At 44.9% G+C, this 25,919-nt stretch carries 28 protein-coding genes and 1 pseudogene; 13 read left to right on the forward strand and 16 right to left on the reverse strand.

Annotated elements, in window-relative coordinates; genetic code table 11:
* The first annotated feature begins 99 nt into the window (after positions 1 to 99).
* Positions 100 to 435 carry a DUF6883 domain-containing protein gene (locus QUA44_RS05265; RefSeq protein WP_333251875.1) on the forward strand — a complete coding sequence of 112 codons (336 nt, stop codon included), beginning with the start codon at positions 100 to 102 and terminating at the stop codon, positions 433 to 435.
* Between the two features lie 10 nt (positions 436 to 445).
* Positions 446 to 700 (forward strand): DUF4926 domain-containing protein, encoded by a 255-nt coding sequence (locus QUA44_RS05270; RefSeq protein ID WP_333251874.1) that lies wholly within the window; start codon positions 446 to 448, stop codon positions 698 to 700.
* Between the two features lie 269 nt (positions 701 to 969).
* Here QUA44_RS05270 and QUA44_RS05275 read toward each other — a convergent pair whose 3' ends face one another.
* The 4 genes from QUA44_RS05275 to petN all read right to left on the reverse strand — a co-directional run bounded on the left by QUA44_RS05275 (position 970) and on the right by petN (position 2,520).
* Positions 970 to 1,158, reverse strand: a complete 189-nt coding sequence (locus QUA44_RS05275) for a CsbD family protein (protein ID WP_333251873.1) — start codon at positions 1,156 to 1,158, stop codon at positions 970 to 972.
* Positions 1,159 to 1,443: 285 nt separating this feature from the next.
* Positions 1,444 to 1,698, reverse strand: coding sequence for a DUF167 domain-containing protein (locus tag QUA44_RS05280; RefSeq protein WP_333251872.1), 255 nt, complete (start codon positions 1,696 to 1,698; stop codon positions 1,444 to 1,446).
* Positions 1,695 to 2,294, reverse strand: a complete 600-nt coding sequence (locus tag QUA44_RS05285; protein ID WP_333251871.1) for a DJ-1/PfpI family protein — start codon at positions 2,292 to 2,294, stop codon at positions 1,695 to 1,697. The genes QUA44_RS05280 and QUA44_RS05285 overlap by 4 nt, the downstream gene beginning before the upstream one ends.
* 136 nt (positions 2,295 to 2,430) lie before the next feature.
* Positions 2,431 to 2,520, reverse strand: coding sequence for a cytochrome b6-f complex subunit PetN (gene petN, locus QUA44_RS05290; protein ID WP_071883976.1), 90 nt, complete (start codon positions 2,518 to 2,520; stop codon positions 2,431 to 2,433).
* Between the two features lie 82 nt (positions 2,521 to 2,602).
* Between petN and QUA44_RS05295 the strand changes: the two genes are divergently transcribed.
* On the forward strand, positions 2,603 to 3,142 hold the full coding sequence (locus QUA44_RS05295) for a hypothetical protein (protein WP_333309538.1): 540 nt from the start codon (positions 2,603 to 2,605) through the stop codon (positions 3,140 to 3,142).
* Positions 3,143 to 3,246: 104 nt separating this feature from the next.
* Here the strand turns inward: QUA44_RS05295 and QUA44_RS05300 are convergent, their stop codons facing one another.
* From QUA44_RS05300 to QUA44_RS05325, 6 genes and pseudogenes are all read right to left on the reverse strand, one after another.
* Positions 3,247 to 3,921, reverse strand: a complete 675-nt coding sequence (locus QUA44_RS05300; RefSeq protein WP_333251869.1) for an SDR family oxidoreductase — start codon at positions 3,919 to 3,921, stop codon at positions 3,247 to 3,249.
* A 157-nt stretch (positions 3,922 to 4,078) separates the two neighbouring features.
* Positions 4,079 to 4,690: a class I SAM-dependent methyltransferase gene (locus QUA44_RS05305; RefSeq protein ID WP_333251868.1), complete on the reverse strand. Its 612-nt coding sequence runs from the start codon at positions 4,688 to 4,690 to the stop codon at positions 4,079 to 4,081.
* Between the two features lie 156 nt (positions 4,691 to 4,846).
* On the reverse strand, positions 4,847 to 5,872 hold the full coding sequence (gene bioB, locus QUA44_RS05310) for a biotin synthase BioB (protein WP_333251867.1): 1,026 nt from the start codon (positions 5,870 to 5,872) through the stop codon (positions 4,847 to 4,849).
* Between the two features lie 17 nt (positions 5,873 to 5,889).
* Entirely contained in the window at positions 5,890 to 7,218 is a 1,329-nt protein-coding gene (bioA, locus tag QUA44_RS05315; RefSeq protein ID WP_333309541.1) for an adenosylmethionine--8-amino-7-oxononanoate transaminase, read from the reverse strand.
* A 172-nt stretch (positions 7,219 to 7,390) separates the two neighbouring features.
* Entirely contained in the window at positions 7,391 to 8,803 is a 1,413-nt protein-coding gene (locus tag QUA44_RS05320) for an adenylate/guanylate cyclase domain-containing protein (RefSeq protein ID WP_333251866.1), read from the reverse strand.
* 392 nt (positions 8,804 to 9,195) lie between these two features.
* Positions 9,196 to 10,515 (reverse strand): annotated as a pseudogene (locus tag QUA44_RS05325) (adenylate/guanylate cyclase domain-containing protein); the annotation flags it as partial.
* Between the two features lie 453 nt (positions 10,516 to 10,968).
* Here QUA44_RS05325 and QUA44_RS05330 point away from each other — a divergent pair.
* Entirely contained in the window at positions 10,969 to 11,718 is a 750-nt protein-coding gene (locus QUA44_RS05330; protein WP_333251865.1) for a methyltransferase domain-containing protein, read from the forward strand.
* Positions 11,719 to 11,814: 96 nt separating this feature from the next.
* Here the strand turns inward: QUA44_RS05330 and QUA44_RS05335 are convergent, their stop codons facing one another.
* Positions 11,815 to 12,204, reverse strand: coding sequence for a hypothetical protein (locus QUA44_RS05335; RefSeq protein WP_333251864.1), 390 nt, complete (start codon positions 12,202 to 12,204; stop codon positions 11,815 to 11,817).
* 133 nt (positions 12,205 to 12,337) lie between these two features.
* Positions 12,338 to 13,228, reverse strand: coding sequence for an ABC transporter permease (locus QUA44_RS05340; protein ID WP_333251913.1), 891 nt, complete (start codon positions 13,226 to 13,228; stop codon positions 12,338 to 12,340).
* Between the two features lie 109 nt (positions 13,229 to 13,337).
* On the opposite strand from QUA44_RS05340, the gene QUA44_RS05345 reads away from it, so the two are divergent.
* From QUA44_RS05345 to QUA44_RS05365, 5 genes are all read left to right on the forward strand, one after another.
* The gene (locus tag QUA44_RS05345) at positions 13,338 to 13,595 is read left to right on the forward strand and encodes a hypothetical protein (RefSeq protein ID WP_333251863.1); all 258 of its coding nucleotides are present in this window, start codon (positions 13,338 to 13,340) and stop codon (positions 13,593 to 13,595) included.
* A gap of 94 nt (positions 13,596 to 13,689) precedes the next feature.
* Complete coding sequence (locus QUA44_RS05350) at positions 13,690 to 13,896, forward strand: type II toxin-antitoxin system HicB family antitoxin (protein ID WP_333251862.1); 207 nt, start codon at positions 13,690 to 13,692, stop codon at positions 13,894 to 13,896.
* The gene (locus QUA44_RS05355) at positions 13,889 to 14,146 is read left to right on the forward strand and encodes a type II toxin-antitoxin system HicA family toxin (RefSeq protein ID WP_333251861.1); all 258 of its coding nucleotides are present in this window, start codon (positions 13,889 to 13,891) and stop codon (positions 14,144 to 14,146) included. Before QUA44_RS05350 ends, QUA44_RS05355 begins: the two co-directional genes overlap by 8 nt.
* Before the next feature lie 106 nt (positions 14,147 to 14,252).
* On the forward strand, positions 14,253 to 14,390 hold the full coding sequence (locus QUA44_RS05360; protein ID WP_333251860.1) for a DUF433 domain-containing protein: 138 nt from the start codon (positions 14,253 to 14,255) through the stop codon (positions 14,388 to 14,390).
* A 48-nt stretch (positions 14,391 to 14,438) separates the two neighbouring features.
* A complete protein-coding gene (locus QUA44_RS05365; protein WP_333251859.1) occupies positions 14,439 to 14,714 on the forward strand; it encodes a hypothetical protein in 276 nt (91 codons plus the stop codon).
* Between the two features lie 142 nt (positions 14,715 to 14,856).
* Here the strand turns inward: QUA44_RS05365 and QUA44_RS05370 are convergent, their stop codons facing one another.
* Positions 14,857 to 15,813 (reverse strand): hypothetical protein, encoded by a 957-nt coding sequence (locus tag QUA44_RS05370; RefSeq protein ID WP_333251858.1) that lies wholly within the window; start codon positions 15,811 to 15,813, stop codon positions 14,857 to 14,859.
* A 491-nt stretch (positions 15,814 to 16,304) separates the two neighbouring features.
* Between QUA44_RS05370 and QUA44_RS05375 the strand changes: the two genes are divergently transcribed.
* A complete protein-coding gene (locus QUA44_RS05375; protein WP_333251857.1) occupies positions 16,305 to 16,919 on the forward strand; it encodes a Uma2 family endonuclease in 615 nt (204 codons plus the stop codon).
* A 129-nt stretch (positions 16,920 to 17,048) separates the two neighbouring features.
* Here the strand turns inward: QUA44_RS05375 and QUA44_RS05380 are convergent, their stop codons facing one another.
* The 3 genes from QUA44_RS05380 to QUA44_RS05390 form a co-directional block, all read right to left on the reverse strand.
* Positions 17,049 to 18,071 carry an ATP-binding cassette domain-containing protein gene (locus QUA44_RS05380; RefSeq protein WP_333251912.1) on the reverse strand — a complete coding sequence of 341 codons (1,023 nt, stop codon included), beginning with the start codon at positions 18,069 to 18,071 and terminating at the stop codon, positions 17,049 to 17,051.
* 600 nt (positions 18,072 to 18,671) lie between these two features.
* Positions 18,672 to 18,860: a hypothetical protein gene (locus QUA44_RS05385; protein ID WP_015175516.1), complete on the reverse strand. Its 189-nt coding sequence runs from the start codon at positions 18,858 to 18,860 to the stop codon at positions 18,672 to 18,674.
* A 517-nt stretch (positions 18,861 to 19,377) separates the two neighbouring features.
* Positions 19,378 to 20,301, reverse strand: a complete 924-nt coding sequence (locus QUA44_RS05390; protein WP_333251856.1) for a histone deacetylase — start codon at positions 20,299 to 20,301, stop codon at positions 19,378 to 19,380.
* Positions 20,302 to 20,829: 528 nt separating this feature from the next.
* On the opposite strand from QUA44_RS05390, the gene gyrA reads away from it, so the two are divergent.
* The 3 genes from gyrA (at position 20,830) to QUA44_RS05405 (ending at position 25,916) form a co-directional block, all read left to right on the forward strand.
* Entirely contained in the window at positions 20,830 to 23,547 is a 2,718-nt protein-coding gene (gyrA, locus tag QUA44_RS05395; protein ID WP_333251854.1) for a DNA gyrase subunit A, read from the forward strand.
* Positions 23,548 to 23,815: 268 nt separating this feature from the next.
* A complete protein-coding gene (locus QUA44_RS05400; RefSeq protein ID WP_333251853.1) occupies positions 23,816 to 24,472 on the forward strand; it encodes a Uma2 family endonuclease in 657 nt (218 codons plus the stop codon).
* A gap of 148 nt (positions 24,473 to 24,620) precedes the next feature.
* Positions 24,621 to 25,916 (forward strand): ribonuclease D, encoded by a 1,296-nt coding sequence (locus tag QUA44_RS05405; RefSeq protein ID WP_333251852.1) that lies wholly within the window; start codon positions 24,621 to 24,623, stop codon positions 25,914 to 25,916.
* Positions 25,917 to 25,919: the final 3 nt, after the last annotated feature.

The following is a 25,919-nucleotide window of genomic DNA, read 5'->3' on the forward strand; positions in this document are numbered from 1 at the left end:
TCCCGATCAGGGAGAGGCTTTAAACCAATTCTTTCTGGTAAAAGTCGATTATCGTAGCAGACCAATATTTTTTTTGTCCTTCAAAAAAAGTTGTCAATAGTGAAACTGCCCAATGGTCATCTAGCAGATTTAGGCAATAAAATAGAAGAATATTCTCTAAATCTGAATCACCAAGAAGGAAAAAATAAAGCTATTTTGTTTGCCAGTAAGTTAGGCATTACCCTAAAAAATGCTGAAATGCTCAAACAGGCTTTAAAAGAAGCTGCTATCAACGAAGATGTTGTTATTCAAAAAAACAATGAATACGGAACACATTACAACATGAAATTCGGGCTAAAAACCGCAGTAGGTGAATCTCTGATTCTAGCAGCTTGGATCGTCCGCTCCGGTGAAAGTTTCCCCAGATTAACAAGTTGTTATCCCGTCAAAAAGTGAGGTAAAAACAATGAAAACAATTAAAGACCTAGATATTGTTGCTTTAACTGAAGATTTAGAAGCAACCCATTTTGAAACAAAACAAATCCTTAAATTATATAAAGGACAAGTAGGAACAGTTGTGATGGAATTTGATGGCAGTGCTTTTGAGGTAGAATTTTCTCATCAAGATGGCACAACTTATGCAATGGAAACAATTCCCGCCACAAAATTAATGCTTTTGCATTATGAATTACTAGAATCTGTAGGGGCGGTTCGCCGATGAATTTTGCCACGCACCAATAATGTTGATAAATCCGCCCCCACCCAACGAATAACCCCGATTAAGCATCGTCGCCCAACCGTTAAATTCAATTAATTCTGAATTTTGGGTGGGTGGGGGCGGGTTTATGAGATGGTTAGTTTTGGGCAATTATGGTTGGTAAAACCCGCCCCAAGATATTGGTACAAATAATTTAGGATCATTATAAAAAATCCCGCAAACATATCGTTTGCGGGATTTAGTAGGCAGGAAACTTGTAGCAAATACTGTTACTAAGCTTTGTCTACAATCTCTTTTGCTTTATCTTTGAGGTCTTCTTTCAGGTGAATTGCTGATGCTTGGTCTTGCTTGGCTTGACCTTCTAATTTATCTTTCTGATTGCCTGTAACTTCGCTAGCAGCTTCTTGGATTTTGCCTTCAATATTCTTCGCTGTTGCTTCGACTCTATTTTCAATGCTCATAATTTTATATTCTAACTCTACAACTATTAATATAGGACTTTAAATTTGAGTCTGTATCTCTCTTTAGATAGATTTGTTATTACCTTTAAGCTGTTCTACATTTAAACTGCATTATTTGTGGTCTATACCCCATACTGTAAGGGGTTCAAGCAAAAAATTTAAATGACTAACAGCTTATTTCTAAGTTACCAGAAAGAATTGGTTTAAAGCCTCTCCCTGATCGGGAGAAATTAAAAGAAAACTATTCATTACTTCAATCCTCTTCCTTCTAGGTAGAGGTCGCACTCATCTGTCAACTGTCAACTGAATGAAAGGTTCGATCGCAATTTCGACAAGTTTATTTTTGGACGACAAACCCGATTTAATGGCGATCGCAGATTTAGGCACTTTAAACTTTTTCGCCAACAACACGATTAATTCTTGATTAGCTTTTCCATCGACTGGTGGCGATTTGAGATGTAATTTGAGGCTGCCGTCTGGTTGCTCTTCGATGCTTTGCTGTTGGGAATTTGGTTTGACTTTGACTGTAAAAATCGTCATACTTCAACTGTTTCTGAATGTTCGATCTTTGTTCCCAAAACCTTCAGAAATTCAGCTAACCAGTTAGGATGAGCAGGCCACGCGGGGGCTGTGACTAAGTTGCCATCTACTACGGCTTCGGTAACGGGAACTTCGGTATATTTGCCGCCGGCCCGGAGTATGTCGGGGCTGCAAGCGGGGTATGCAGTGCAGCGTTTGCCTTCGAGCACGCCGGCGGCGGTGAGGACTTGCAAGCCGTGACATATAGATGCGATCGGCTTTTTATTATTAGCAAAGTAGCGGGTAATTTGCAGCACTTTTTGGTTGAGGCGGATGTATTCTGGGGATCTTCCTCCGGGGATAATTAAAGCATCGTAATCGGCGCAGTTGATTTCGTCAAAAGTCGCGTTTAAAGTGAAGTTGTGACCGGGTTTTTCGCTGTAGGTTTGGTCGCCTTCAAAGTCGTGAATTGCAGTGCGAATTGTTTGACCTGCGGCTTTGTCGGGGCAGACTGCGTGGACCGTGTGACCTACCATTTGTAGTGCTTGGAATGGTACCATTACTTCGTAGTCTTCTACAAAGTCGCCGACTAGCATTAAGATTTTTTTGGCTGTCATATTTGTAACTCCTGTTATTTAGTTTTGGTTAAATAGGATTTAAAAGACTCGGCGGTTGAAACCGCGTCTACACAAACAAAACCCGCCGACGCGGGTTGAAGACTCGGCGGTTTCAACCGTACATCTTATTTGGGATCTAGAAACCGTTGCGGCCCCAAATCACCATTGAAATTGAGAAGGAGAACAAAACTAGCACCGAAACCCAACCGAGTGACAAAATATCCATAGCTATTTACTGAACGAACTGTACAAAGTGACTCCAACCCTTATGATAATTTAATTTGAGCCATTTTTGGAATGAAGGTGCTGTGAAGGATTCATCAAATTTTAGTGCGGCTGAACGGGTAGAATCTTTGAAGGCAGGGAGTGTAGCTGCTTTGTCTTGTTTGCTGGGTTTTGGGGCGATCGCCCTTGTTAACAGCTTAATCCTAGCCCAGAGGTGGGATTCTCTGGCGAGTTTGCAGGTAAGGGCAATTGACCTAAATTTTGCCTTCAGAGGAGTGATGGCGCTTTTGGGCGGTTTCTTGTTCGGCGTTACCTACCGTTACGCTATCCGCCGCGATACTAACCCGCACCTTAAATCTGGTGTGGTGTTGGCTTTTGGGCTGGTGCGCGCTTTTGGACAGTTGGATGCTGGATTGTCTTTTGAGGCGGGACTTTTTTTTGAGGCGGGCAAGATGCCCGCCCCACAGGAGTTATTGCCGTTTGCGGTTGGTGGTGTCGAGAGTGTGGTATTGTTTGCGATCGCACGTTTGGTGTTGGATTGGGCGATCCTCTTCGTTGGCGTAGCCCCCGTAGGGGCGGGCTTCGCTAACGGGCGATCATTGATTAAACCTTTTGATTCTTGAGTGCGATCGGATTTTACTCGCATCAGGCGCCATTTTTTTGAACAGGCATCTTGCCTGTTCCACAACAAGTAAATTTTCTTGTGGGGTGGGCTTCTAGCCCGCCCCTAGAGATTTAATACTTCATATTCTAGATTGCCGTAAACCATTTGCTTGTCTACCGCCGACAAAACCTTATTGTTAGCAGCATCAGAAACTAAACACTGACAAACTAACTGCGCCACATCCGCGCGGTGAATCGTTCCCGCCACCCGACAATCTTCCGTTAAAACACCGTTCCCCGTCGCCGGTTCCGATTTCAATCCGCCCGGACGAATCACAGTATAAATCATCCCGCTTGCGATCAAATGATTTTCCGCTTTTTCCTTTTCAATTAACACCGGGCGCAAAGTTTCTAAAGCTTGCGGCGGCAAAGCGGCGGCAGTATTACCGCTACCAATAGATGAGACTAAAATAAACTTTTGCACGCCTGCTTTAACGGCAGCATCAATCAAGTTTTTGTTTCCCAAATAATCGGCTCTTTCCCCATCTTTTGGCAAGCCGCCAACGGTGCTGATTGTGGCATGAATTGGTTCGCTGCCAGCCATTGCAGCTTCGACAGCCGCAGTGTCCAAAGCATCGCCAGTCATGACTTTGATGCCCATTGCTTCTAATTCGGTGCGCGTTGCGGGCGATCGCAAAAGTGCTGTTACTTGCATCTTTTGTGCTACGAGACATTTTGCGATTTCTAGGCCGACGCCTCGACTAGCACCTGCTAAAAAGATGTGCGATTTATCTGTCATATTAATTTTGTTTTAATTTGTGCAGAAGTTGGTTTTTTTGACTTGGGAATAGTATACAACAATCTTCTGTGATTTTTTGAATTAGTTTTTTTTTACCGCAGAGGGCGCAGAGGGCGCAGAGGAAGAGAGGGGAAAGATTGGCAATTGCTGATTTATATTAGATTTTTTTTCCCACCATTACTAGCCAAGATTGAGCTTCGCGCGGTAAGCCGGGAGGGCGATAGTAATGATTGACAATTGCAAATCCTGCTTGTTCTAAACAGGGTGTTAAAGTTTCGTATTCCCATCCCGCGGTGTAGCGTTTTCCTGTCGGCCGTTCGTCGTAGCCTTCCCAATTTCCCCGGCACATTGACATGACAATTGCACCGCCAATAACTAAGGCTTTGTGCAAATCTTGCAGCACTTTCACCATTTTGTCGCTGGGAATGTGAATCATGGAAGCGTTGGCGAAAATACCGTCAAATTCTGCCTTTGGTAAGTCGAGATTCAGAAAAGATTGCTGCCAAACTTCGCAGCCGGATAATTTCTTTGCTATTTCTACAAAAGCCGGAGTTGCATCTAATCCTACAACTGTATGTCCTTGGCTTTTAAACGCTACTAAGTCTCGTCCTGGCCCGCATCCTATATCGAGGATTTTACCGGGATTGCGGGGCATGGCAGCGGTGAGTGCGTCGCGATTTTGGGATACGTCGTGATGCCATGTTCCTTGCAGGAAAGATTCGGCGGTTGCTTGGTATTCTGCGATCGTAATTTCTTCGCGTTTGTCCACAGTTTCCCCTATTGTATGATTTGATATTGGTTAATTCAAGAAGACCGGGCGAATAGAATTCGCGTCTACACAGACAAAACCCGCCTCCGCGGGTTGAAGAATTGGCGGTGAAATTCTTTAGTCCGCGGAGGCGGACATCGTTTTTGTAGGCGCGGTTTAAACCGCCGTCTGATCTTTTGAATTAACTTCTAAGATAGAACCGTCGGGAGATTCGATCGCAAATCCCGCATCTCGAATCATATCCCAATCTTGATTGGCCGCTTGTCCGGGAGTAGTCAGATAATCGCCCACAAAGATAGAATTAGCTGCGTAGAGTCCGAGGGGTTGTAAGGAACGCAAATGCACCTCCCGTCCCCCAGCAATCCGAATTTCTTGGCTGGGAAGCAAAAATCTGAACAAGCAGAGAATCCGCAAACATTGGCGGGGATTTAAGCGATTAACCTCGGCAAAGGGCGTTCCGGGGATTGGAATGAAAAAGTTGACTGGTACGCTGGTAACGCCCAAATTCCGCAACGACAGCGCTAAATCGATCGCATCATCATCCGATTCGCCCATCCCCAAAATTCCGCCGGAACAAGTGGTGATTCCGGCTGCTTTGACGTTTTCGACGGTTTCTGTGCGATCGGCAAAAGTGTGAGTTGTGCAAATCTCCGTGTGGTATGATTCGGAAGTGTTGAGATTGTGATTTACCCGATCGACTCCAGCTTTAGCCAAACGGTGAGTTTGCTCCTCGCTCAACAACCCCAAACAAGCGCAAATTTTCAGGTTATAATTTGCTTTCACAGTCTCGACAGCATCCAAAACGCGATCGAAAGTAGATGCGTTGGGTTGGCGGCCAGAAATTACCAAACAAAACGTACCAGCTTTTAAATCTGCCGCGCGCCCGGCCGCCTCCAGAATTTTTTCCTTAGCTAAAAGCGGATATTTCTCTATTTCCGCAGTCGAGATTTTGGACTGAGAACAATAATGGCAATCTTCAGGACAAAGGCCGCTTTGAGCGTTTAGCAAATAGTGCAATCTGACGCGGTTTCCCCAGTAATGGCGGCGCACCCGATAAGCTGCGTTTAGTTGTTCCAGCAAAACCTCATCCGGTGCACGCAATACGGCTAAAGATTGCTCGCGAGAGATACATTTGCCCGCCAGCGCGTCGTCAGCCAAATCGTTCCAATTGGGTAAATTCATCACTAAAATTAAAGGGTTTACAAAGTATCCAAAACCTGACGGATCACCCGATAAATCGATTCTAATTCATCAGGAGAAATGCAGTAGGGAGGCATCACATAAAGCGTGTTTCCCAAGGGACGGAGCAAAAACCCCGCTTCGAGAAATCTGGCTTTCAATACAGGGCCGATCTCATTAAAATAACCGGAACTGCTTTCGGTTTTCACATCCATTGCTGCGATGGTGCCGCAAGTCCGAATCCGTTCGAGTTTAGGATGATCTCTCAGCCATTGATTCAGGTATTTGTGGTGCAGTTTTTCCATCCCTTCATACATATTTGGATTTTGCTCCAAAAGCTCCAGGGATGCCACACTCACCGCACAAGCTAAGGGATTTCCGGTGTAAGAATGACCGTGATAAAAAGCTTTGTCCGATTCATCTCGCCAGAAAGCTTGATAAATATCCTCCGATGCCATTGTGACAGAAAGTGGCAAGCAGCCACCAGACAATCCCTTAGATAAACACAGAATATCCGGTGCAGTTCCAGATTTAAGCGAGGCAAACAGTTCGCCCGTGCGCCCAAAACCCGTCATCACTTCATCGTAAATCAACAATACATTATATTGGCGGGCCATTTGTGCGATCGCCCGCAAAAACTCAGGGCGGCACATTCGCATTCCCGCAGAACCTTGCACCAAAGGTTCGATAAAAATTCCTGCATAGCCCTTTCCATGCTTCAACAAAGACTCCAGTTTCTCCAAACACCGCGTCTCCTTGCTTTCCACCTCCTCATCGCCATCAAAAGTCGCAGGAAAAGGCACAACATCGCCAGGAAACATTAAAGGTGCAAAAGGTTCCCACCACAGCGAACTTCTGCCAGCAGACATCGCGCCCACAGTATCACCGTGATAACCTCCCTCAAAACCAATAAAGCTAGTGCGGTTAGTTTCTCCGAGATTTAGCCAATATTGAAATGCCATTTTCAGAGCAACTTCAACAGCAGTCGAACCGTTATCAGAAAAGAAAATCCGCGTCAAAGAATCAGGAGTATGAGTTATCAATTTATCGGCAAGTTTCTGGGCTGGTTCGTGCGTAAATCCGGCAAAAATTACGTGTTCTAAAGTTTGAGCTTGTTTGTAAAGAGCCTCAGCCAGAACCGGATGACTGTGCCCATGAATCGTCACCCACCAACTAGAAATACAGTCGAGAATTTGCCGCCCGTCTTCTAATTCCAGCAGCGCTCCTTTGCCGCGAACCACCTTCAGCGGCGGGGGAGCAGTTTTCATTTGCGTGAAAGGCTGCCAAATCGGTGAACTTGAAAAAATATGCTCCTGATTAGCCGTCATTTTTTCCCGTCTAACTAACATCAACTCCCTTTTTAATATAGCAAATTTTACTCACTTATGAACTTTTTATTCTTTCTTCTTTCTTCTTCTCTTCCTTAGCGTCCTTCGCGCCTTCGCGGTTCGTTAAAAAAAATTAGTTGGTTGGAAATAGCTGGGCTGCAACCTTTCCAGCCATACCGCCTGCGGGCGACAGTTACAATTTTCTGCCCTTAAGCAAATAAGTCGTCATTGCCCCTTTACCTTTAACATTAATTTTACCGCGCTTTTCCAACAAATACTTATCGCACAGCAACTCATAAGTTGAGCTGCTAACTTGAATTTTACCAGGAAGTCCCTGAGACTCCATGCGGCTTGCTGTATTCACAGCATCTCCCCACAAATCGTAAATAAACTTTTTAGTGCCGATGACACCTGCTACAACAGGCCCAGTATTAATGCCAATGCGGATATTGAGAGGTTTACCGCATTCGTCGCGGAATTTCATAATTTCTTGCTGCATTTCTAGGGCCATTTCCGCAATAGATTCGGCGTGATTTGTACAGGGAAGCGGCAAACCGCCTGCTACCATATAATTGTCGCCGATCGTCTTAATTTTTTCTAAGCCGTATTGCTCGCTCAAGCGATCGAAAGCTGAAAATATTTTGTTAAGCAATTCGACTAATTCTTCAGGAGACGTGCGGGAGGATATTTCGGTAAAGCCCACAATATCAGCAAACAAAACCGTAACCTCGGCAAATCCGTCGGCAATATTTATCTGACCTTGTTTTAGGCGATCGGCAATCATTACCGGTAAGATATTTAGTAATAAACGTTCCGACTTTTCTTGTTCGGCGCGCAATATTTCCTCAGCTTGTTTCCGCTGTGCGATTTCCTTGTATACTCGGTGAAACATTTGATTGAATGCGACCATGAGTTCTCCCAACTCGTCATCGCGCTTGACAGACAGAGAGTAGAAATCAGGTTTTTCTCGATCTTTGCTCAAAGCGTCTCCTGCAGCGATCAAGTCATCGCGCAATCTCAAGATAGGTGCAATTACTGTCACCCCTAAAAATAACATAGTCACAGAAGTGACAAAGGCTGATATAATGATGACTAGAACCGCAATCCGCCCGATAAATGCGTAGAGTTCCGGTTGAACGGTGGAAGCATCGTGGCGAACAATTAAGATGTAATCGCCTCCCAAATGTCGCTCCGTCCAAGCAATATCGTAGCGCTTGCCATCGAAATTGTGATTGTGAACTATACGAGCTTTTTTTAGTTTCTCTAAACTGATTTCTGGGGGTTCGCCAAGTGTATATATTAGCTCACCGTTAGCATGGTAAATAGATAGTCCTAAGACTACTTGAGAATCTTTAGTAATATTTTTCACTTCTTCTTGCAAGAAAGTGCGATCGGAAATATCTTGTTGCAGCAAAAACTCTAGGGAATCAACAGTCGCCCGAGATACCTGTTCTAATTGACTTAAAAGTTCATTTTCTCGCCTAAAATAAGAGGGAACTAAAATAATTCCCTCTATCACAAGAATGCTAGCAAATACCCACAAAGCTATTTGCCTAGACAAGCGAGATTTGAAAAAACCCAAGAATGATAAAATCCGCAATGGCATAAAATTTACTATTTTGCAAATGGCTAATTTAGGACATAGGAAAAGAAACCGGGTTTCTCGTAATAAATTTTGGGTTGGTCAACAAATCAACTGCGCCGAAACCGGGTTCCTCACATCCTCTGTGTAATTCCTGTAATTGTCAGCAGTCAACAGCCAGCAGCTATTAACTGTTAGTTCTTGGCTGACGACTAACAACGAATGACTGATGACCCCGCCCAAAAACGGATACCAGCCCCCGACTTAACTCGTGGATATATAAAAATTTTAGACCAAAGTTCAAGATCCCAGATTCACCTGTGCAGTAAATCTAAAATCTAAAATCTAAAATCTAAAATCTAAAATTGACTGACTTCGGACTAACTAGCAGACCCCTTAATAATATAATAAACAAATTAAACCGAAACTGCGCTGACTAACCTGCCTAGAAGCAGATAAGTATTCATATCGCCCTTGCCTTTGACCTGGATAATTCCTCTGTCTTCAAACAGATACTTATTTTGCAAGATATCGTAAGTTGATTGTGTGACTTGAATCGCGCCGGCAACCCCGTGGGATTCCATGCGGGCTGCTGTATTAACGGCATCGCCCCAGAGGTCGTAAATGAATTTTTTAGTGCCAATAACCCCCGCAATTGCAGGCCCGGTATTGATGCCGATGCGAATGTTAATTCCTGCATGATGTTTGGCATTAAAATTTGCTAATTCCTCCTGCATATCTAAAGCCATTTCAGCAATGCTTTCGGCGTGGTTGGTGCTGGGATTTGGCAAACCTCCCACTACCATGTAAGCATCTCCAATTGTTTTGATTTTTTCCAAGCCGTACTTTTCCGTTAAACCATCGAAGGCTGAAAAAATTTCGTTGAGAAACTTGAGCAATTCTTCGGGAGATATTTGTGCTGAAAGCACGGTAAAGCCTACGATATCCGCAAACAAAATCGTGACTTCTGCGAAACCGTCAGCAATACTGCTTTGACCATCTTTTAGCTTAGCAGCAATGGACTCGGGTAAAATATTGAGCAGCAGGCGATCGCTCTTTTCCTGTTCTTTCAGCAATTCTACATTAGTTTCTTGCAATTGTGCGGTGCGTTCCCTGACCCGCTGTTCTAATTGTTTAGCATTTTGGCGCAACCTGCTGATAGATAAAGTTAATCCTGTCACCCCTAAAATTGAAAGTCCTGCTAACAGTAAAAACAGGTATTTCAGTTCACTGCGAGTATTTTGAGTGATGGTATCGAGAGGTTGAGTAATTTCTAATATCCCCCGTACATCTCCCACTTTCCAGTCTTTTTTGGGACTGAAGGAGTTAGTGTTGTGACAGCTAACGCAGCTAGGAGTTAGAATATCTGCCTCGGCATATCGAAATGCTGGCTTGCTGTGAAAATCCTCACGTCGGAAAAATTTTTCTGTCGGATTTTTCATCAAATAGGTAATAGCTTGCCGTTCAAAGTCGTCTCGGACTCCGCCTTCTTTTCGCCGCCAGGGAAACGGGTAGTCGCTGTAGAGACGAACTGATACTTCGGGATTTTTCTTTGTGATATTGTTGCCGAGTTCTATTAAGAATGTGGCAGGTACGGGAACTGTTACTTTTGTCGGGTTGTAGTCGTGGGTAAAGTTAATTGCTTTAGCGGTGTTTAGAGGATTGACAACATCGGAACTGTAAAGGGTGCGTGCTTCTTTAATAGCTTGGGCGTAGAGGGTGGCATTTTGGAGGGCTTGCGATTCGATTAGGGTTGAGGAAAGACGAGACATATGTGCCATCGCTACTCCTACACCTACACAAAATAAAATTGTCACCGCAAGCAGAATTCGCTTGTAAATTAATTGGCTGATGGCAGCCCGAATGCGAGAAATCAACTGGCGCATGGTATCCTCAAGTGTGAGGTTTAAGCTTGATTTGATTTTATGCACTACTAACATAACACTGCTTGTTCAGAGTGTTTTGCTGGCGTCAGGGGTAAAGCCAGACTGGAGAGTGCAAAGGATGGTTAATTATTGTTTACCGCGAGTGTTTCGCTTATCCGTAAGAATACGCATAACTTGATAGTGGTTTTCTGTTGAGTGAAGTACAGATGATCGAGTAAGCACAAGGCAGTACCGTGTCCCTAGTTCACGCATTTTTTGTTCTATCTCGGTTAGGATAGCAATTGTAGTCTATGGTTGGCGATCGTGAATTCTGACTCTACTGTCTCACCTACTAACAAGGAAATTTTTCCGGGAGAAGTTTTCGTCAATACTGCGGATTTTGATACCGGCATTCGGCGGCTTTTACCGAAATATGACGAAATGCTGGATGTATTAGCAGCCTGCATTGCTAGCACCAACCAGCGGATTTTAGAACTGGGCTGCGGTACGGGGGAACTGAGTTTAAAAGTTCTGGAACGCTACCCGTCGGCGGAAATTGTTGCTGTGGATTATTCGCCGCGAATGCTGGATTTTGCCCGCGCCAAAATAGAGTCGGCAGGATATGCAGCTAGGTGGACTGGCATAGAATTGGATTTTGGAGAATGGGCGAACAATCCAAATTTTTCAGGTTTGGGCGATAAGTTTAATGCTGGCATTTCATCTCTGGCAATTCACCATCTTGAGGATGAGATGAAGCTGAAATTGTTTCAACGGATTGGCGAAAGTTTAACTGCTGGCGGCTGTTTTTGGAATGCCGATCCTGTGGTGGCAGAATCGGCAGCAATCAAAGATATTTATCAAGCAGCGCGGGAAGATTGGGCGCTAAGTCAGGCGGAAACTTTAGCACAAATTCGGGCAAAGGTGGGGACGAGTGTTTCTTACGGGTATTCTAATCCCGATCGCCTAGCTACACTTGCGGCACAGTTGGAAATGCTGGCAAATGCGGGATTTGAGACTGTGGCGGTTCCTTGGAAGTATTACGGTATGGCGGTGTTTGGGGGATTTGTTAATTAAATTATTTAAGGATTAAAATTGAGCGATTGAAATCGCCTCTAGACAAACAAAGTCCGCCTCCGCGGACTAAGAAATGAGCAAACACCATTTGTCAATTTAAGGGGCGGGGGCGGTAATTTCTGTAGGTGCGATCGCCCCCGGTGCAGGTACTGCTTGCTTTTCCAGTAGTTGGCGCTGTTTGTTCCGAAATTCTGCGGCCGCATCGTTCAAATTTTGGCGCTGTTCGGTATTAAATTCTTCCATGCTGCGGCCGCCTCCCAATCGGGATCTGTGAATTAAGTCAAATATTCCGCTGCCGCTGCTGCGGCCGGAAAAAGGGTCGGTGTTGTCTTGAGTTTGAAAGTCTTGCAGCGGTTGGGCGTTATTATTATTTAAACTGCTGGCTTGAGCGAAGGTTGCTTGAGGTGATAAAATAGCACAGGTGGCGATCGCGCTTGCAGCAACCCAAATCATCAATTTGCCCGATCGAGAAGTTTTGGCTTTCATAATTTATTAGTTTAACCTTCAAAAAAACAATTGTATCTCAACAATATGCTGACTTGTGGCTAAATATTGTACCACTCAAAAGCTAGTCAAGGGCGGGCTAGAAGACCGCCCCACAAAAATCGATCGCCCTTCCTCACGCAAACCGGCGGCGCAGCAGGGGTTGAATGCTCAGCAGCGCTACGACATCAAAGGCTAGCAAGACTAACAGCGCTCCTCCAAAGGTAACATTACCCCAAGGAGCGTGCATGACGACGCTAGCTAGCGACCAATCGCTGTGCAGGTACAAATAGCGGATGGGTTCGATCGCGTAACTCAGAGGATTGAGAGTTACTACAACTTGCAGCCACTCTGGCATAAACGACAGCGGCGCGAGGGCGGTGCTGGCAAATAATAGGGGCAGGTTGGTAACAAAAATAACTGCGATTAATTCTACGTGGCCCGGAAGCGCGAAGGCTAAACCGAGGCTGATGCCGGTGACGCCCAAAACTAACAGCAGGACTATTAGGGCGATCGCCCCCAGTCCCGCAAGTCCGGGGAATCCCGCGCCCAAAAACGCGCCTGCTGTAACGATTGCCCCTGTTTGGATAAAGCTGAGGGTGACGATGAAAATAGCCGAAGCTAGGACGATCGAGAATCTGGAAGCTAGGGGCGCGACTAACAGGCGGTTGAGAAATCCGAATTCGCGATCGAACATGATCGGCAAACCGGCATTCAGCGCCCCGGCAAATGCAGTAAAAACAATCACGCCTGCGCCGAGAAATTGTCCGTAATTTTGGCTTTCGCCGAACAAGCCTGCGGGAGCATTTTCAAACAGCGCGCCGAACAAAACCAACCACATCAGCGGCTGAATAATTCCTGCAACTAGCGTCGAGGGGCGGCGCTGCAATTGAATAAACAGGCGTTTGGTTAAGGCGAGGGTTTCTTGGATAAAGTCGCCCAGCAGGGAACTCGAAGTGTCAGCGGATGGCGTGGCGAGTGGCCGCTGCTGGTTGAGGTTGTTGGGGGATGTAACAGTACCGCTCATAATTGCTTGTTGATTAAATCTAACTATCTTTAGGGTAGCAAGTCTGGAGGTATTGGTGTGGTTGGGGGGGCGATCGCTTTTTGTGTGGAGTTTTGGTAAACTGAATATCATGTTATCCCACGCACCAGACCTCGCCGAACAAGTTAATGATTGGGAATTTATCGAATTGTGGGTAGATCCGATTGTTTTTCCCCCTCGTATTTTGATGTTAGTGAGTGGAAAGAATGGAGGTTTTTGTATTTATGACCCATCAGCAAACTATAAGTCTCTGTTTTTAAGTTCAAGCTATGATGAGGCTCATTCATGGCTTTTGGAAGATGAGTATGAGCGCTGCGATGGTCGGCTTTTAGCGGAGGAAATTGCTTGATTTTTTTAGAGGAGATATTGTGGTCAAATTAAGTATAAGCTCTCATTAACGCTACTGAATATGCTACATTGAGTATGAAGAATTTGGCAAAAAAATGTCTTGTACTTTCACGGCAATTGTTTATTGGGAAGAGGATGTTTATGTAGCCGAGTGTCCTGAAGTGGGAACGGCTAGCCAAGGAGAAACGATCGAAGAGGCGATCGCCAATCTCAAAGAAGCAACGGAACTTTATTTAGAAGAATTCCCTCTGCCTAAAACTTCCCCCCGTCTGCTAACTACATTTGAGGTATTGAGTGCCTAAACTACCGCGAGTTAGTAGTGCAGAAGCCATCCGGGCTTTGGAACGCTTAGGCTTTATTCAAGTACGGCAGCGAGGCAGTCATGCTATTTTGAAGAAACAACTACCGATCGATGATGAGTCGAATCCTCAAGGCGCGATCGAGGTTGGCTGTGTAGTACCAGTGCAGCGCAAAACTTTGGCAGTTGGAACCCTCAAAAGTATTCTAAATCAGGCAGGGATTTCTGTTGAAGATTTTTTGAGAAATCTTTAGATATATAGAAAGAGGCGATCGCACTTGGGTTAAGGAAGGGCGATCGCACTTGCTGTGACAGTGTTATCCTAGATAAGAGAGGGATCGGAATAGGGAGGAAAAAATTTTGTCAACTATCACCGATATTGGCACTTTAATTAGCCGCAATCCTGACATACACGGTGGCTGTCCAATTATTGCCGGGACGGGTGTTACAGTCCGGCGCATTGCTATTTGGTACAAGCAAGGTTTGAATGCGGAATAAATTGGCGATCGCATCGGGCATTTAACTCTCACCCAAGTCTATGCAGCTTTGACTTATTATCATGCTAACCGAGAGGAAATTGATGCTGACATTGCAGCGGAAGAAGCTGAGGGCGATCGAATAGAAGCATTGAGTTGCGATCGTCAGATTCAAAAGCAGCCGACAGATATAGTTTTAGAAATACCAACAATAGCCAACTATCCCAGCCGCCGAGAATTTATGCAATTGCCGTTAGAAGAGAGGCGAAATATTCTGGCAAAACAAGCTGAGGTAATGTTGCAGCATTACCAGGAAGATAGAGAATGGCAAGAATTAGAGTATTAGTAGTCACTTATAAAGAGCGAGCGCTCTTTCTTTTAGCTGTTGTCGTCTTTTTTTTCTATCGCTGGTTTTGATTTGGTCACGGTCTTAGTTTTTTTGCTTTCAGTTGATGTTTTTTAGTTGAAGTTTTTTTCTTTACATCTAATTATGTCTTCTTGTCTTCTTTTTGTGTTTCTTCTTTCAGAATCGCCATATCTAATAATCTTAATTTCTGGTTTTTAGGATAATTATTAATATAAGAAATCAACCATTCTTTGAAACCTTCAAATTTTTGTTTGTCGCCAAATTCAACAAGAGGAATAGTCCACAATTCTCCGTGTCTGGCAAAATATATTCCGATGTTTTCAATGGATCTGTCATTTGGATTGCCATTTACGCCACCAATAAGTGATAAAAGGTAATAGCCTAAAACTTGGTTAATATGGTTTCTGTCTAATTTAAGATTTTTAGTTACTTTTATGTCTATTAGAGTATTATCAATAATTAGGTCAGCATCTGCACCGCCAACTAACCCTGAGCCTGCGCCAAACGTTGGATTCAAATAGCATTTCTCTTTTGCTTGAAAATTATTATTATCCACAAGTGAAATGATTGATTTTATGTCTTTGATATCTTCATGGTTATAATTGTCGAAATTTTCGTCAATAATACCTGCTCTATAATACACATCAAGCTTTGCAAGAAAAATTGTATTACAAATTAATTCATCAGTTAGCAGTCCAGTGTGAACATAATTTTTATAGTTAACTTTTGTCTGTTCATATTGGTTAGTAATAATTATTAAAAGGTCTTTTGTTTGGAAAACTTTGTCACGATGAAAGCCAGTCGCTATTTCTGTTGACAATAAAAGCCATCGAGATAGCATTTTAAATGAACCGTCTGCCACCCAATAGTCGTTTTGAAGAAAAGTATCTTTATTGTGGTGCTGTAAATAAAATCGAAGTAAATAGTCAAAAGCTGTCCCAACAATTCCATAATTATTTGTCAATGGTGGTGCTTTAAGTTCCGCCTTTAAATTAAAAAATGGTGTTAAAAATTCAGTCTTGAATTTATCTCGAAGTTCTTGATTATTTCGGCCCGACAAGAGTGATGTTAAACTCATAAGTTATCTTTGTTAAGTTTTACTTCAAGAATATGCTTGTCGTCCGTAACAATATAGCTGGCATTTTCAATGATCGCAGACTCTACAACCATATCATCAGGATCAGCATCGACGACTCTGAGAGTATTGGTGAACGCCACTAGCTGCGAGAGGCTCGATCATTCAAATAATAACACACTCTGAAGCACCTTAGTAAGTTTTATAACCCCAAACCCCAAGAGCGATCGCCACTGTCTGATTATTTGAGAAACAGGCGATCATCGCTCAAATCAGCAACGAAATCGAACCTGCCTCGTTTACCCAATTGATGGCAAAATGTCAAGGCTCACAACGCGAATTATGTAAAGCAATTCAATCTTTAGCCCGACGGGCAATAATTGCAAAATTGAGCTGTGAAGCTGAAACCGTTTTCACGATTCCACCTGTGTTAAAACAGTATGTTAAAATGGTTGCATAATAGTCTTAAATATCTACCTAAATGAGATAAAACCATGACCGCAACTCCTCTCCAACCTAAGCAGATGCTCAGTTTCGAGCAATTTGTCAAGCAACTTCCCGATGAAGAAGGCCGCTATGAACTCGTCAATGGAGAAATTGTGAGAATATTACCAATCAGACTGCACGAAACCCTCGCTGAATTTCTTTCAGATGCTTTCAAAGACGAGGTAAAAAGACTCAAGCTCAACTACTGGGTATCTGGCAGAATTGTGGTGAGGACGTTAACTCCAAATGGTAAAGAACAAGGTCGCAATCCTGATGTGAGTGTAGTAGATAAAACGGTCTGGGACTCAGCTCCTTTCGCTTACTCAGCACTAATTGAACCGCTGCAATTAGCAGTAGAGATAGTATCAACAAATTGGGAAGATGATTATATCGACAAGCTGGATGAATATCAGCGGCTGGGAATTTCTGAATATTGGATTGTCGATTATTTAGCTTTGGGAAGCAGAAACTATTTGGGAAACCCGAAAGAACCGACTGTTTTTGTTTACCTGCTTGATGAAAATGGGGTTTATCAAATGACTGCTTACCGAGGGATCGATCGCATAATATCCCGAACTTTCCCAGAATTAGCACTGACAGCAGAGCAAGTATTGGATGTATGATCTCAAATTCAGCTTAAATATCGGTTTATCTCGTTTATGAACAGGCAAGATGCCTGTTCCACAATAAAATTCACTCTTTGTGGAACAGGCATCTTGCCTGTTTCTGACGAACTTTTCCCTTCCCTCAAACTACGATCGCATCGCCGCCTTTTGTTCCGCCTTCAAATCGCGGTTGCTAGCAGCAGCCAACTCCGCATCCAACAGCGTCTTACCAGTCGCGGCTAAATACACATCATCCAAACTCGGCCGAGATTGAGCAATCCCAAACGCAGGCAATCCCGCATCTTTCAAAGCTTGCTGAATACTCACCAGCGCATCGCTTTGGGCACTCACTACCAAATTGAGAGAATTTCCTTGGGCGCTGTTGATAATTACTTCCTGTACAAAAGGCAGAGACTGCATTAAAGCTTGGGCTTTTTGGGCTTCTTCGATCGGCGAAAACTCCCGAATCCGCAGAGTCACCCGATCGCCCCCAACCCGATTTTTCAACTCCTCCGGCGAGCCCTGTGCAATTACTGTACCCTTGTCAATAATCGCCACGCGATCGGCCAAAGCATCCACCTCTTCGAGATAGTGACTCGTAATCAAAACCGTAGTACCTTCCTCCCGCAAGCGCCGCAGGAAATCCCACACCACAACCCGACTTTCAATATCGAGCCCCACAGTCGGTTCGTCTAACACCAAAACATCCGGCTGGTGAAGCAACCCAGCCGCCAAATCCAAGCGCTTGCGAATACCGCCGGAATAAGTACCAGTCTTTTTATTTTCCCACTCCTCCAAACCGAGGAGTTGCACCATTTCGTCAATCCGCCCTTTAATCGTAGGGCGCGGTAAATGGTAAAGGGCTGCTTGCAGTTGCAGGAGTTCCCGGCCGGTCAACACCTTATCGAGAGCCACTTCTTGAGCCACATAGCCTAGTCTCTGTCGAGCAATTCTCGGCTGGCTGACTGCTGAAATGCCAGACACTTCAATCCGTCCGCTGTCTGGCGATGTTAAAGTACAAAGTACCCGCAGGGTAGTGGTTTTACCAGCACCGTTGGGGCCTAGCAAACCAAATATTTCCCCCGGTTCTACCTTGAAGGAAACATCTTTAACGGCTTCTACAGTGCCGTAGCGTTTCTGAAGATTTTCAATTAAAACGGCGGGAGCCATATATTTTAAGGATGAACTGGTTGTTAATATTTTGACACTTCTGGGCTGAATTTGCCGGAATGGGCGATCGACCATTCCGACTTCCTGTGCTTGTGGCGATCGCACCATCCTCCTCAACCGGAAACTGCTTATAGTTTTGATTCTTAATATCAGTTTAAAAAATATTAACTTTATAGCGGTTTTCAACCCTGATATTCATCAGTTTTTCCACTCTCCAATCTCCCATCTCACATCCAAAAAATTATGAGTTTTGAGTTAATTATAACTTTTTAGTTAACAACTCAAAACTCACAAGTTTTCAACAAGTAGAGATGCACCCGAAACCTGTTATTTTATAATTATCTCTACCTATAGGCTGATGTGTAGCGAGATTTTGATAATTAACACTCTGGTCAAACACATCACACTTTCGATCCAACTATTAAACACAAAAAACTTCCCGAAGTGGCAAGTTATACTTGTAATGAGTACCCCAACAAATGTAATTGTATGCCCGTGCTTTCAACCCCCGATAGTGATCAGTCATTACCAATTCTTTAATCAAAAATCGCAAATCGAAAATGGTATTAACTCCCCTAAAGAAAGTTGGCTGCCACGTCTTTAATCGACAATTTTTACCCAACCGCGGCGAACGTTGTAAAGCAGTCGGTTGATGATGGCATACTCATCTTCATTCAGTGTTCTTTCTAAGAGTGCAGATCTGAGCTGTCTCCGGTCGTGGCGAGTCACGACGCTGGAGAACATGACCTGACCAAATAACTCTTCGAGTGTCATTTGGGATACTGACATGATAAACCTCCTAGTTGATTGAGACAGATAAAATTTTAACAGGCTTGTTGTATTTGTATTATGCACTCTGGGAGCGACTTCAAAGGCGATCGAACACATTGACACGGTGTGATTTTTTGGTTAAAAATCTGTGACCGAGACTTTGATTCCCAGTGACTTGGATCTCTTAAATTTGTGATGCTTGTCACAGTTGACAGTTGACAGTTGACAGTTGACAGTTGATCGAAGGAAGAGGGAAGAAGGAAGAAGGAAGAGGTGAGAGGGAAGAGGGAAGGAGGGCAGAGGGTCGATCGCGACAGCGATAAATCTCAGCTTTCCAGATCGCCCTCAAAAGCCCTCAATCCCGTTCTAATCGGTTCTCAACATCATTAGACCTCTTGCAAAAATAGCTGGGACGGGCAAGATGCCCATCCCACAAAAAGTTTTTTCTCTTGTGGGATGGGCATCTTGCCCGTCCGAAAATTTACTTAAAAGGACTTTTGCAAGAAGCCTATTTTTCCCTATGCCAATTTTCCAGCTAATTGAGGCATCGGTCAATAGTCGCCACAACCGACTCAGCCAAGTCTTTCAGCGCGTAACCCCCCTCCAATCCAAAGGCGATGCGACGGGTGAGTTGCAGGCAGTATCCGGTGAAAGTACCGAAATCTGACGGAGCCAGAGTCATGCTCGCCAGGGGATCGGAAACAGTAGCGTCGTAACCCGCGCTGACAATCAACAAATCCGGTTCAAATTTTGACAAAAACGGCACGACAAGAGATTCAAAGGCGCTCAGGTATTCAGCTATACCGCCGCCCGGATACAGGGGAATGTTCAGCACGTTGTCGTAGGCCCCGCGCTCCTCGGCATCTCCCGTTCCCGGATAGCACGGAGATTGGTGCAGGGAACAGTAGACAATTTGGCGGCAGTTTTCCACCAAAGATTGAGTGCCGTTGCCGTGGTGCACGTCCCAGTCAAGGACGGCGACGCGATTGATTCCCGGCTGTTCCAGGGCGTAGTGAGCGGCGATCGCAGCATTGGAAAACAAGCAAAAACCCATCGCGCGGGCGTTTTCGGCGTGGTGTCCCGGCGGCCTGGCCAGCACAAAAGCCGGTTCCCCCGCAGCCACCACTCGATCGACCCCATCGAGCCAAGCACTTGCCGCTAGCAGCGCTACGTCGTAACTTTCTGCAGAAATCGGCGTATCACCGTCGAGGTAGCCGCCTCCCCGGTGAGCCAAATGTTGGACTTCTTTGATGTATCTTTGCGAGTGAACTTTTTTGATAGCCGAGAACAGTGCTTGTTCGCGCTGCGCCACTGGGGTGGGCAGTTGCCACTCAATTTGAGCCGCCCAAGGAGCAGCTTTCAGAGCATTGACGATCGCCGTTAAACGTTCTGGTCGCTCTGGGTGAAGCATTCCAGTCTTGTGCAGCAAAAAATCGGGGGAGTAGATAACGGGTAGCATCAGCAGATTTTAGAGTTAATTTTTTATATCTTAGATTTTCATTTTGATTTAATTCGACATTCGGCTTTGTGAAATTAAAATTGCGTCCGGGCAACCATTTTAATTGAGATCATCTGGGGCTTTGTAAAAAGATTTTTTCTTAATGTGCGCTGTTGAGAACTCGCTTCCGGATCTAACCCCCTGCGAACTCTCCATAGCACCCATTAAAGCTGGCGCGATCGATGCTTTCTTTTAATTTTTTAGATAGCACTCAAAAAAACTCACCAAAACATGAAAGCCGACCGCCTCAAAAACCATTTCTAGCTCCGGCAAATTGATGACTAAATCACCAACTACCAACTTACGAATTTCCCTCGTTTCGTCCCTTAACTTTTCTGGCAACTTTCGGCTAAACTCAAAGGCAAATTGTGATATAATTTTAGGAGTAATTTGCAATATTTGGCAGCTCTACTGAATCCAAATCGATTTTATCGCATTTTTGGCATTTATAGCGGTCAAATTTAAAGTTTTAACGGAGTTTTTCAACCTATGAGTATGTCTGAGTCGCGGATAATCCCGACGGATCTGGGTGGTGAGATGTCCCGATCGTACTTGGAATACGCCATGAGCGTAATTGTCGGTCGGGCGCTACCAGATGCGAGGGACGGTCTCAAGCCCGTTCACCGACGCATTCTCTACGCCATGAACGAATTGGGCTTGACTCCCGATCGACCATTCCGCAAATGCGCCCGCGTCGTCGGGGAGGTGCTGGGTAAATATCACCCGCACGGAGATACAGCGGTTTACGATGCGCTGGTGCGGATGGCTCAAGATTTCTCCATGCGGGAACGCCTAATCAACGGCCACGGCAACTTCGGCTCCGTTGACAACGACCCGCCCGCAGCCATGCGGTACACAGAATGTCGCCTCACAGCCCTGACTAGCGACTCCATGCTGCGTGACATCGACTCCGAAACAGTAGATTTCGGCGACAACTTTGACGGTTCCCAACAAGAACCCCTCGTACTCCCGGCACGCATCCCCCAAATTTTGCTCAACGGTTCCTCCGGGATTGCCGTAGGGATGGCAACCAACATTCCACCGCACAATTTGGGCGAAATAATTGACGGTTTGGTAGCGCTAATCCACAATCCAGCAATGACCGACCTGGAATTGATGCAGTACATCCCCGGCCCGGACTTTCCCACCGGAGGGCAAATTCTGGGGAGAGGTGGCATTCGCGATGCTTACACCACCGGGCGCGGTTCGATTACAATGCGCGGAGTCGCCGGCATTGAAACCATCGAACATCCCGGCCGCCCCGACAAAGAAGCAATTATTATCACCGAATTGCCTTACCAAACAAACAAGGCAGCCCTAATTGAGAAAATTGCCGAACTTGTCAACGACAAAAGATTAGATGGAATTTCCGACATTCGCGACGAAAGCGATAGAGACGGAATGCGGATCGTGATCGAACTCAAGCGCGATGCCTATCCCCGCGTCGTCCTCAACAACCTCTACAAACAAACACCCCTCCAAGCCAACTTTGGAGCCAATATGTTAGCGCTAGTAAACGGGGAACCCCAACTACTTACGCTCTCCCAATTCCTCAATGTCTTCCTAGACTTCCGCATTGAGACAATTACTCGCCGGACTCAATACGAACTCCGCAAAGCAGAAGAACGCGACCATCTCCTGCAAGGTTTATTAATTGCCCTAGACAACTTAGATGCAATTATTCACCTAATTCGCGCCGCTGCCGATTCCGCAGCAGCCAAACAGGAATTGATCGATAATTACGGTCTTTCCGAACAGCAATCTGACGCAATTCTGCAAATGCAGCTCCGGCGTTTGACAGCCTTGGAAGCGCAAAAAATTCAGCAAGAGCACGAAGAACTGCGAATTAAAATCGCCGATTTGGAAGATATCTTAGCGCGCCGGGAACGCATCTTAGAAATCGCCGAATTTGAAGCAGTCGAAATCCAAACCAAAATCGCCACTCCCCGGCGCAGCGTCATCGAACACGCCGAAGGAGAAATCGATGAAAGAGATTTAATTGCCAACGAACAAGCAATTATTCTGATTACAGAGCAAGGCTACATCAAGCGGATGCCTGTCAGCACTTTCGAGGCTCAAAGTCGCGCTACTCGCGGCAAAGCAGGCGCGAAAATGAAGGAAGATGACGGAGTAGAACATTTCCTTTCTTGTTGCGATCACGACAGCGTTTTGTTCTTCAGTGACAGGGGCGTAGTTTACTCTGTCAAAGCTTATCAAATCCCCGTCTGTTCGCGGACTGCTCGCGGCACTCCCGTGGTGCAACTGCTGCCGATTCCTATAGAAGAAAAAATCACTTCTATGGTGTCAGTGACAGAATTTACCAGCGAAGAATATTTGGTGATGCTAACTCGCGGCGGCTATATCAAGAAAACCGCACTTTCTGCTTTTGGCAACATCCGCACTAACGGTTTGATCGCAATTTCTCTAGAAGAAGGCGACCAACTGCGCTGGGTACGGAGAGCGAAAGTTGGTGACAGCATTATCATCGGCACGCGCCAAGGTATGGCGATTCATTTCCGCACCAATCACGAGCAGTTGCGCCCGGTAGGCCGCGCGACGCGGGGTGTAAAATCAATGAAATTGCGATCGGGCGATGAGTTGATCAGCATGGACATTTTGCCTAGTTCAATTGTTGCCGAAATAGCTGAATTGGAAACTGAAGAATCGGACTTTGAGGGAGCTAATATTGCTCTATTAGAAACTGAAGACGCGGATTTTGAAGTAGCAGAAATTGCTGAATTGGAAACTGAAGATGTGGAATTAGAAGATGAAGAATTAGAACTGCAAGCTGAGGAAATTGAAGGCGAAGATGCCGAAGAAATCCCCACAGTTAGCAGCGAAGTTCCTTCGGTGTTGGTAATCACCACCAACGGCTACGGCAAGCGGGTTCCAGTTTCTCAATTCCGCCTACAAAGACGGGCTGGCAAGGGATTGACGGCTACTAAATTCAAGTCGAAAAAGGGCAAGGATCAGGTAGCTGCCCTGCGAATTGTCAATGAAGATGACGAATTGATGATCATTACCAACCGAGGTATTATTATCCGTCAGGCTGTGAGTGCAATTTCTACTCAATCGCGCACAGCAACGGGTGTGCGGGTGCAGCGGTTGGACGAGGATGATTCGATCGTAGCTGTGGCTTTGGTGCCGGCTTCGGGTGAAGAGTCGATCGAAGAATCGGCATCTGAGGAAGCGACAGAGGAGTCATAGATTAATAGTTTGTAGGGTGCGCTGCGGTGCACCATTGGTGTCAACTTAAGGTCTGATGTAGTACCAGTCTGCTGTCTGACGATTGGTGCCAGATCCCCCCTAGCCCCCCTTAAAAAGGGGGGGACAGAGTATTCTCAAAGTCCCCCTTCTTAAGGGGGATTTAGGGGGATCGAGACTACGCTAAAAGCAAAATTTTCAAGTATTCTAGGCTTAGGTTGACACCAATGAAATCTTCCCTCAAAAGTCAAATATTTTTTCCGGTGAGGTAATGATGAGTCAACTCCAAACCAAACTACTAACTGATACCTGGGTTACAGCGACTTGGGATGAATATATAGAAATTATTAAACAGCCGGAGTACGATCGAGCAAAATGCTACTACTACAACGGACAGTTGAGGATTGAAATGGCAGCAGTCGGGGCAGATCATGCTGATGACAACGGAATTATCGTCATCTTAATCAATTTATTTGGCATTGCTAAAGGTATAAAAATGAGACTGCTGGTCAACTGTAGCTACGCCAAAACAGGTGTCAGAGGCGCTCAACCTGATGCTTCTTACTACATCGGAGACCGCGTACAAATGGCACCTCGCGGCAGTTCGGTAGTGAATTTAGATAGCGCAGTTTCCCCAGATTTAGCAATTGAAATTGCCGACAGTTCTCTCGTTGACGATTTGGGAACAAAAAGAATGATTTATGAAGAATTAGGAGTGTCTGAGTATTGGGTAGTAGACGTACAAAAAGCGCAAGTTATTGCTTTCAAAATAATTGCTAACCGGGGAAGCGAACGTCTGACGGAATCTCAAGTTTTGCCGGGGCTAAAAGTTGCTTTATTAGAGGAAGGTTTGCGCCGCAGTCGCCAGACGGACAATACAGAAGTAGGCAACTGGTTTTTAGAGGAAGTTCGCGGGAATCCTCAATAGTGCGATCGACTGCATTCTTTTTTTAACGGGAGGCTAGAAACCGGGTTTCTGAGGTCTACCTGTGTCCGGCGCTGGAATCGTTGACAATTGACACGATAATTGCTATAGCATAATAGAATCAAAAAATTAATAGCAAAAGTCTGTAAAAATGCCTTATTTAACAGTAGCAAACGACATCAAAGCAGTCATTTCTCAATTTTCCCAAGCTAAAATACTGTGGGTTGACACAGAAATAGCAGACTATAAATCCAACCCCAGATTATCTCTGATTCAAGTGTTAGCAGACTCCACCGATGCGACAGGAGATGCCACGTTTTTACTAGATGTATTAGATAAACCTGAATGGGCAAAAAATTTCATCAGCCAAATCATGGTAAATCCAGATATTGAAAAAGTATTGCACAACGCCAGCTATGACATCAGGTTTCTGGGCAATGACGATGCCAAAAATGTCACTTGCACGTTGCAAATGGCAAGAAAGATTCCAGCTTACATTCTACCATTACCCAACCGACAACTCAAAACATTAATAGAAACACTTTGCGGCATTGCTTATGTAGATAAAACAGAACAAAGCGGCGATTGGGCCAAGCGTCCCCTGTCCCAGAAGCAGCTAGAATATGCCAAAATGGACGCGGTTTATTTAGCGAAAGTGCATCAGCGCCTGCGAGAAATCCTTGCCCAATCTTACCCCGATCCCGCCACAGAAAAATTGACCGCCTTGGGGGAAAAATATCAGGAAATAGAATCTCAGTGGAAGCCCCTAGATGCAGAAATTGCTGAAGTTAAGGAACGATTTAAAGCGGGGATGCTGGCGCAAAATCTCAAAGATAGTTCTTATTTTCAGCTTTCCAGTTCGATAGCGATGAAAGTTGATTTTATGACGCTGGCGAAACTAACGCAAGCTGAGGGAATTGAGTTGAATTTTCCGGTGACGCTGACAAAAGAAATTCAAAAACAGTTAGGGGAAGTCATCGCCGATCCATCTTTGAAAGTTGAAGATATTGCTAGTTGGCGGTTGAATTCTACGATCAAGCAGGGTCGAAAATCAACTACTAAGAAAATTGCGCCGGAACCGGCTAGCGAGGATTTAACAGCATTGGGGGAAAGGTACAAAGAAATTTTGCCTGAATGGAAGTTGCTGGATTCAGAAGTTGAGCATCTGAAAGAGCGCATTAAAAAAGCAATGTTGGTGCAAAATAAGAGAAATACTCCCGATTTTAAGTTATCCAGTTCCTCGATTTTGAAGGTAGATTTTGCTAGCTTGGCAAAACTTGCGCTATCTGTGGGAGTTGAGTTAGATTTTATGGTGACGCTGACTCAATACATTCAAAGGCAGTTAGGGGAAGCGATTAACAAAATTGATGTGAAAATTGATTATATTACCAGTTGGCGGATGACGGCTAAGACTGTGGAAGATGAAGACGAGGAAATTCCGTTTTAAGTC

Origin of the sequence: Microcoleus sp. N9_A2 (assembly GCF_036701775.1) — a bacterium.
GTDB lineage: Bacteria > Cyanobacteriota > Cyanobacteriia > Cyanobacteriales > Microcoleaceae > Microcoleus.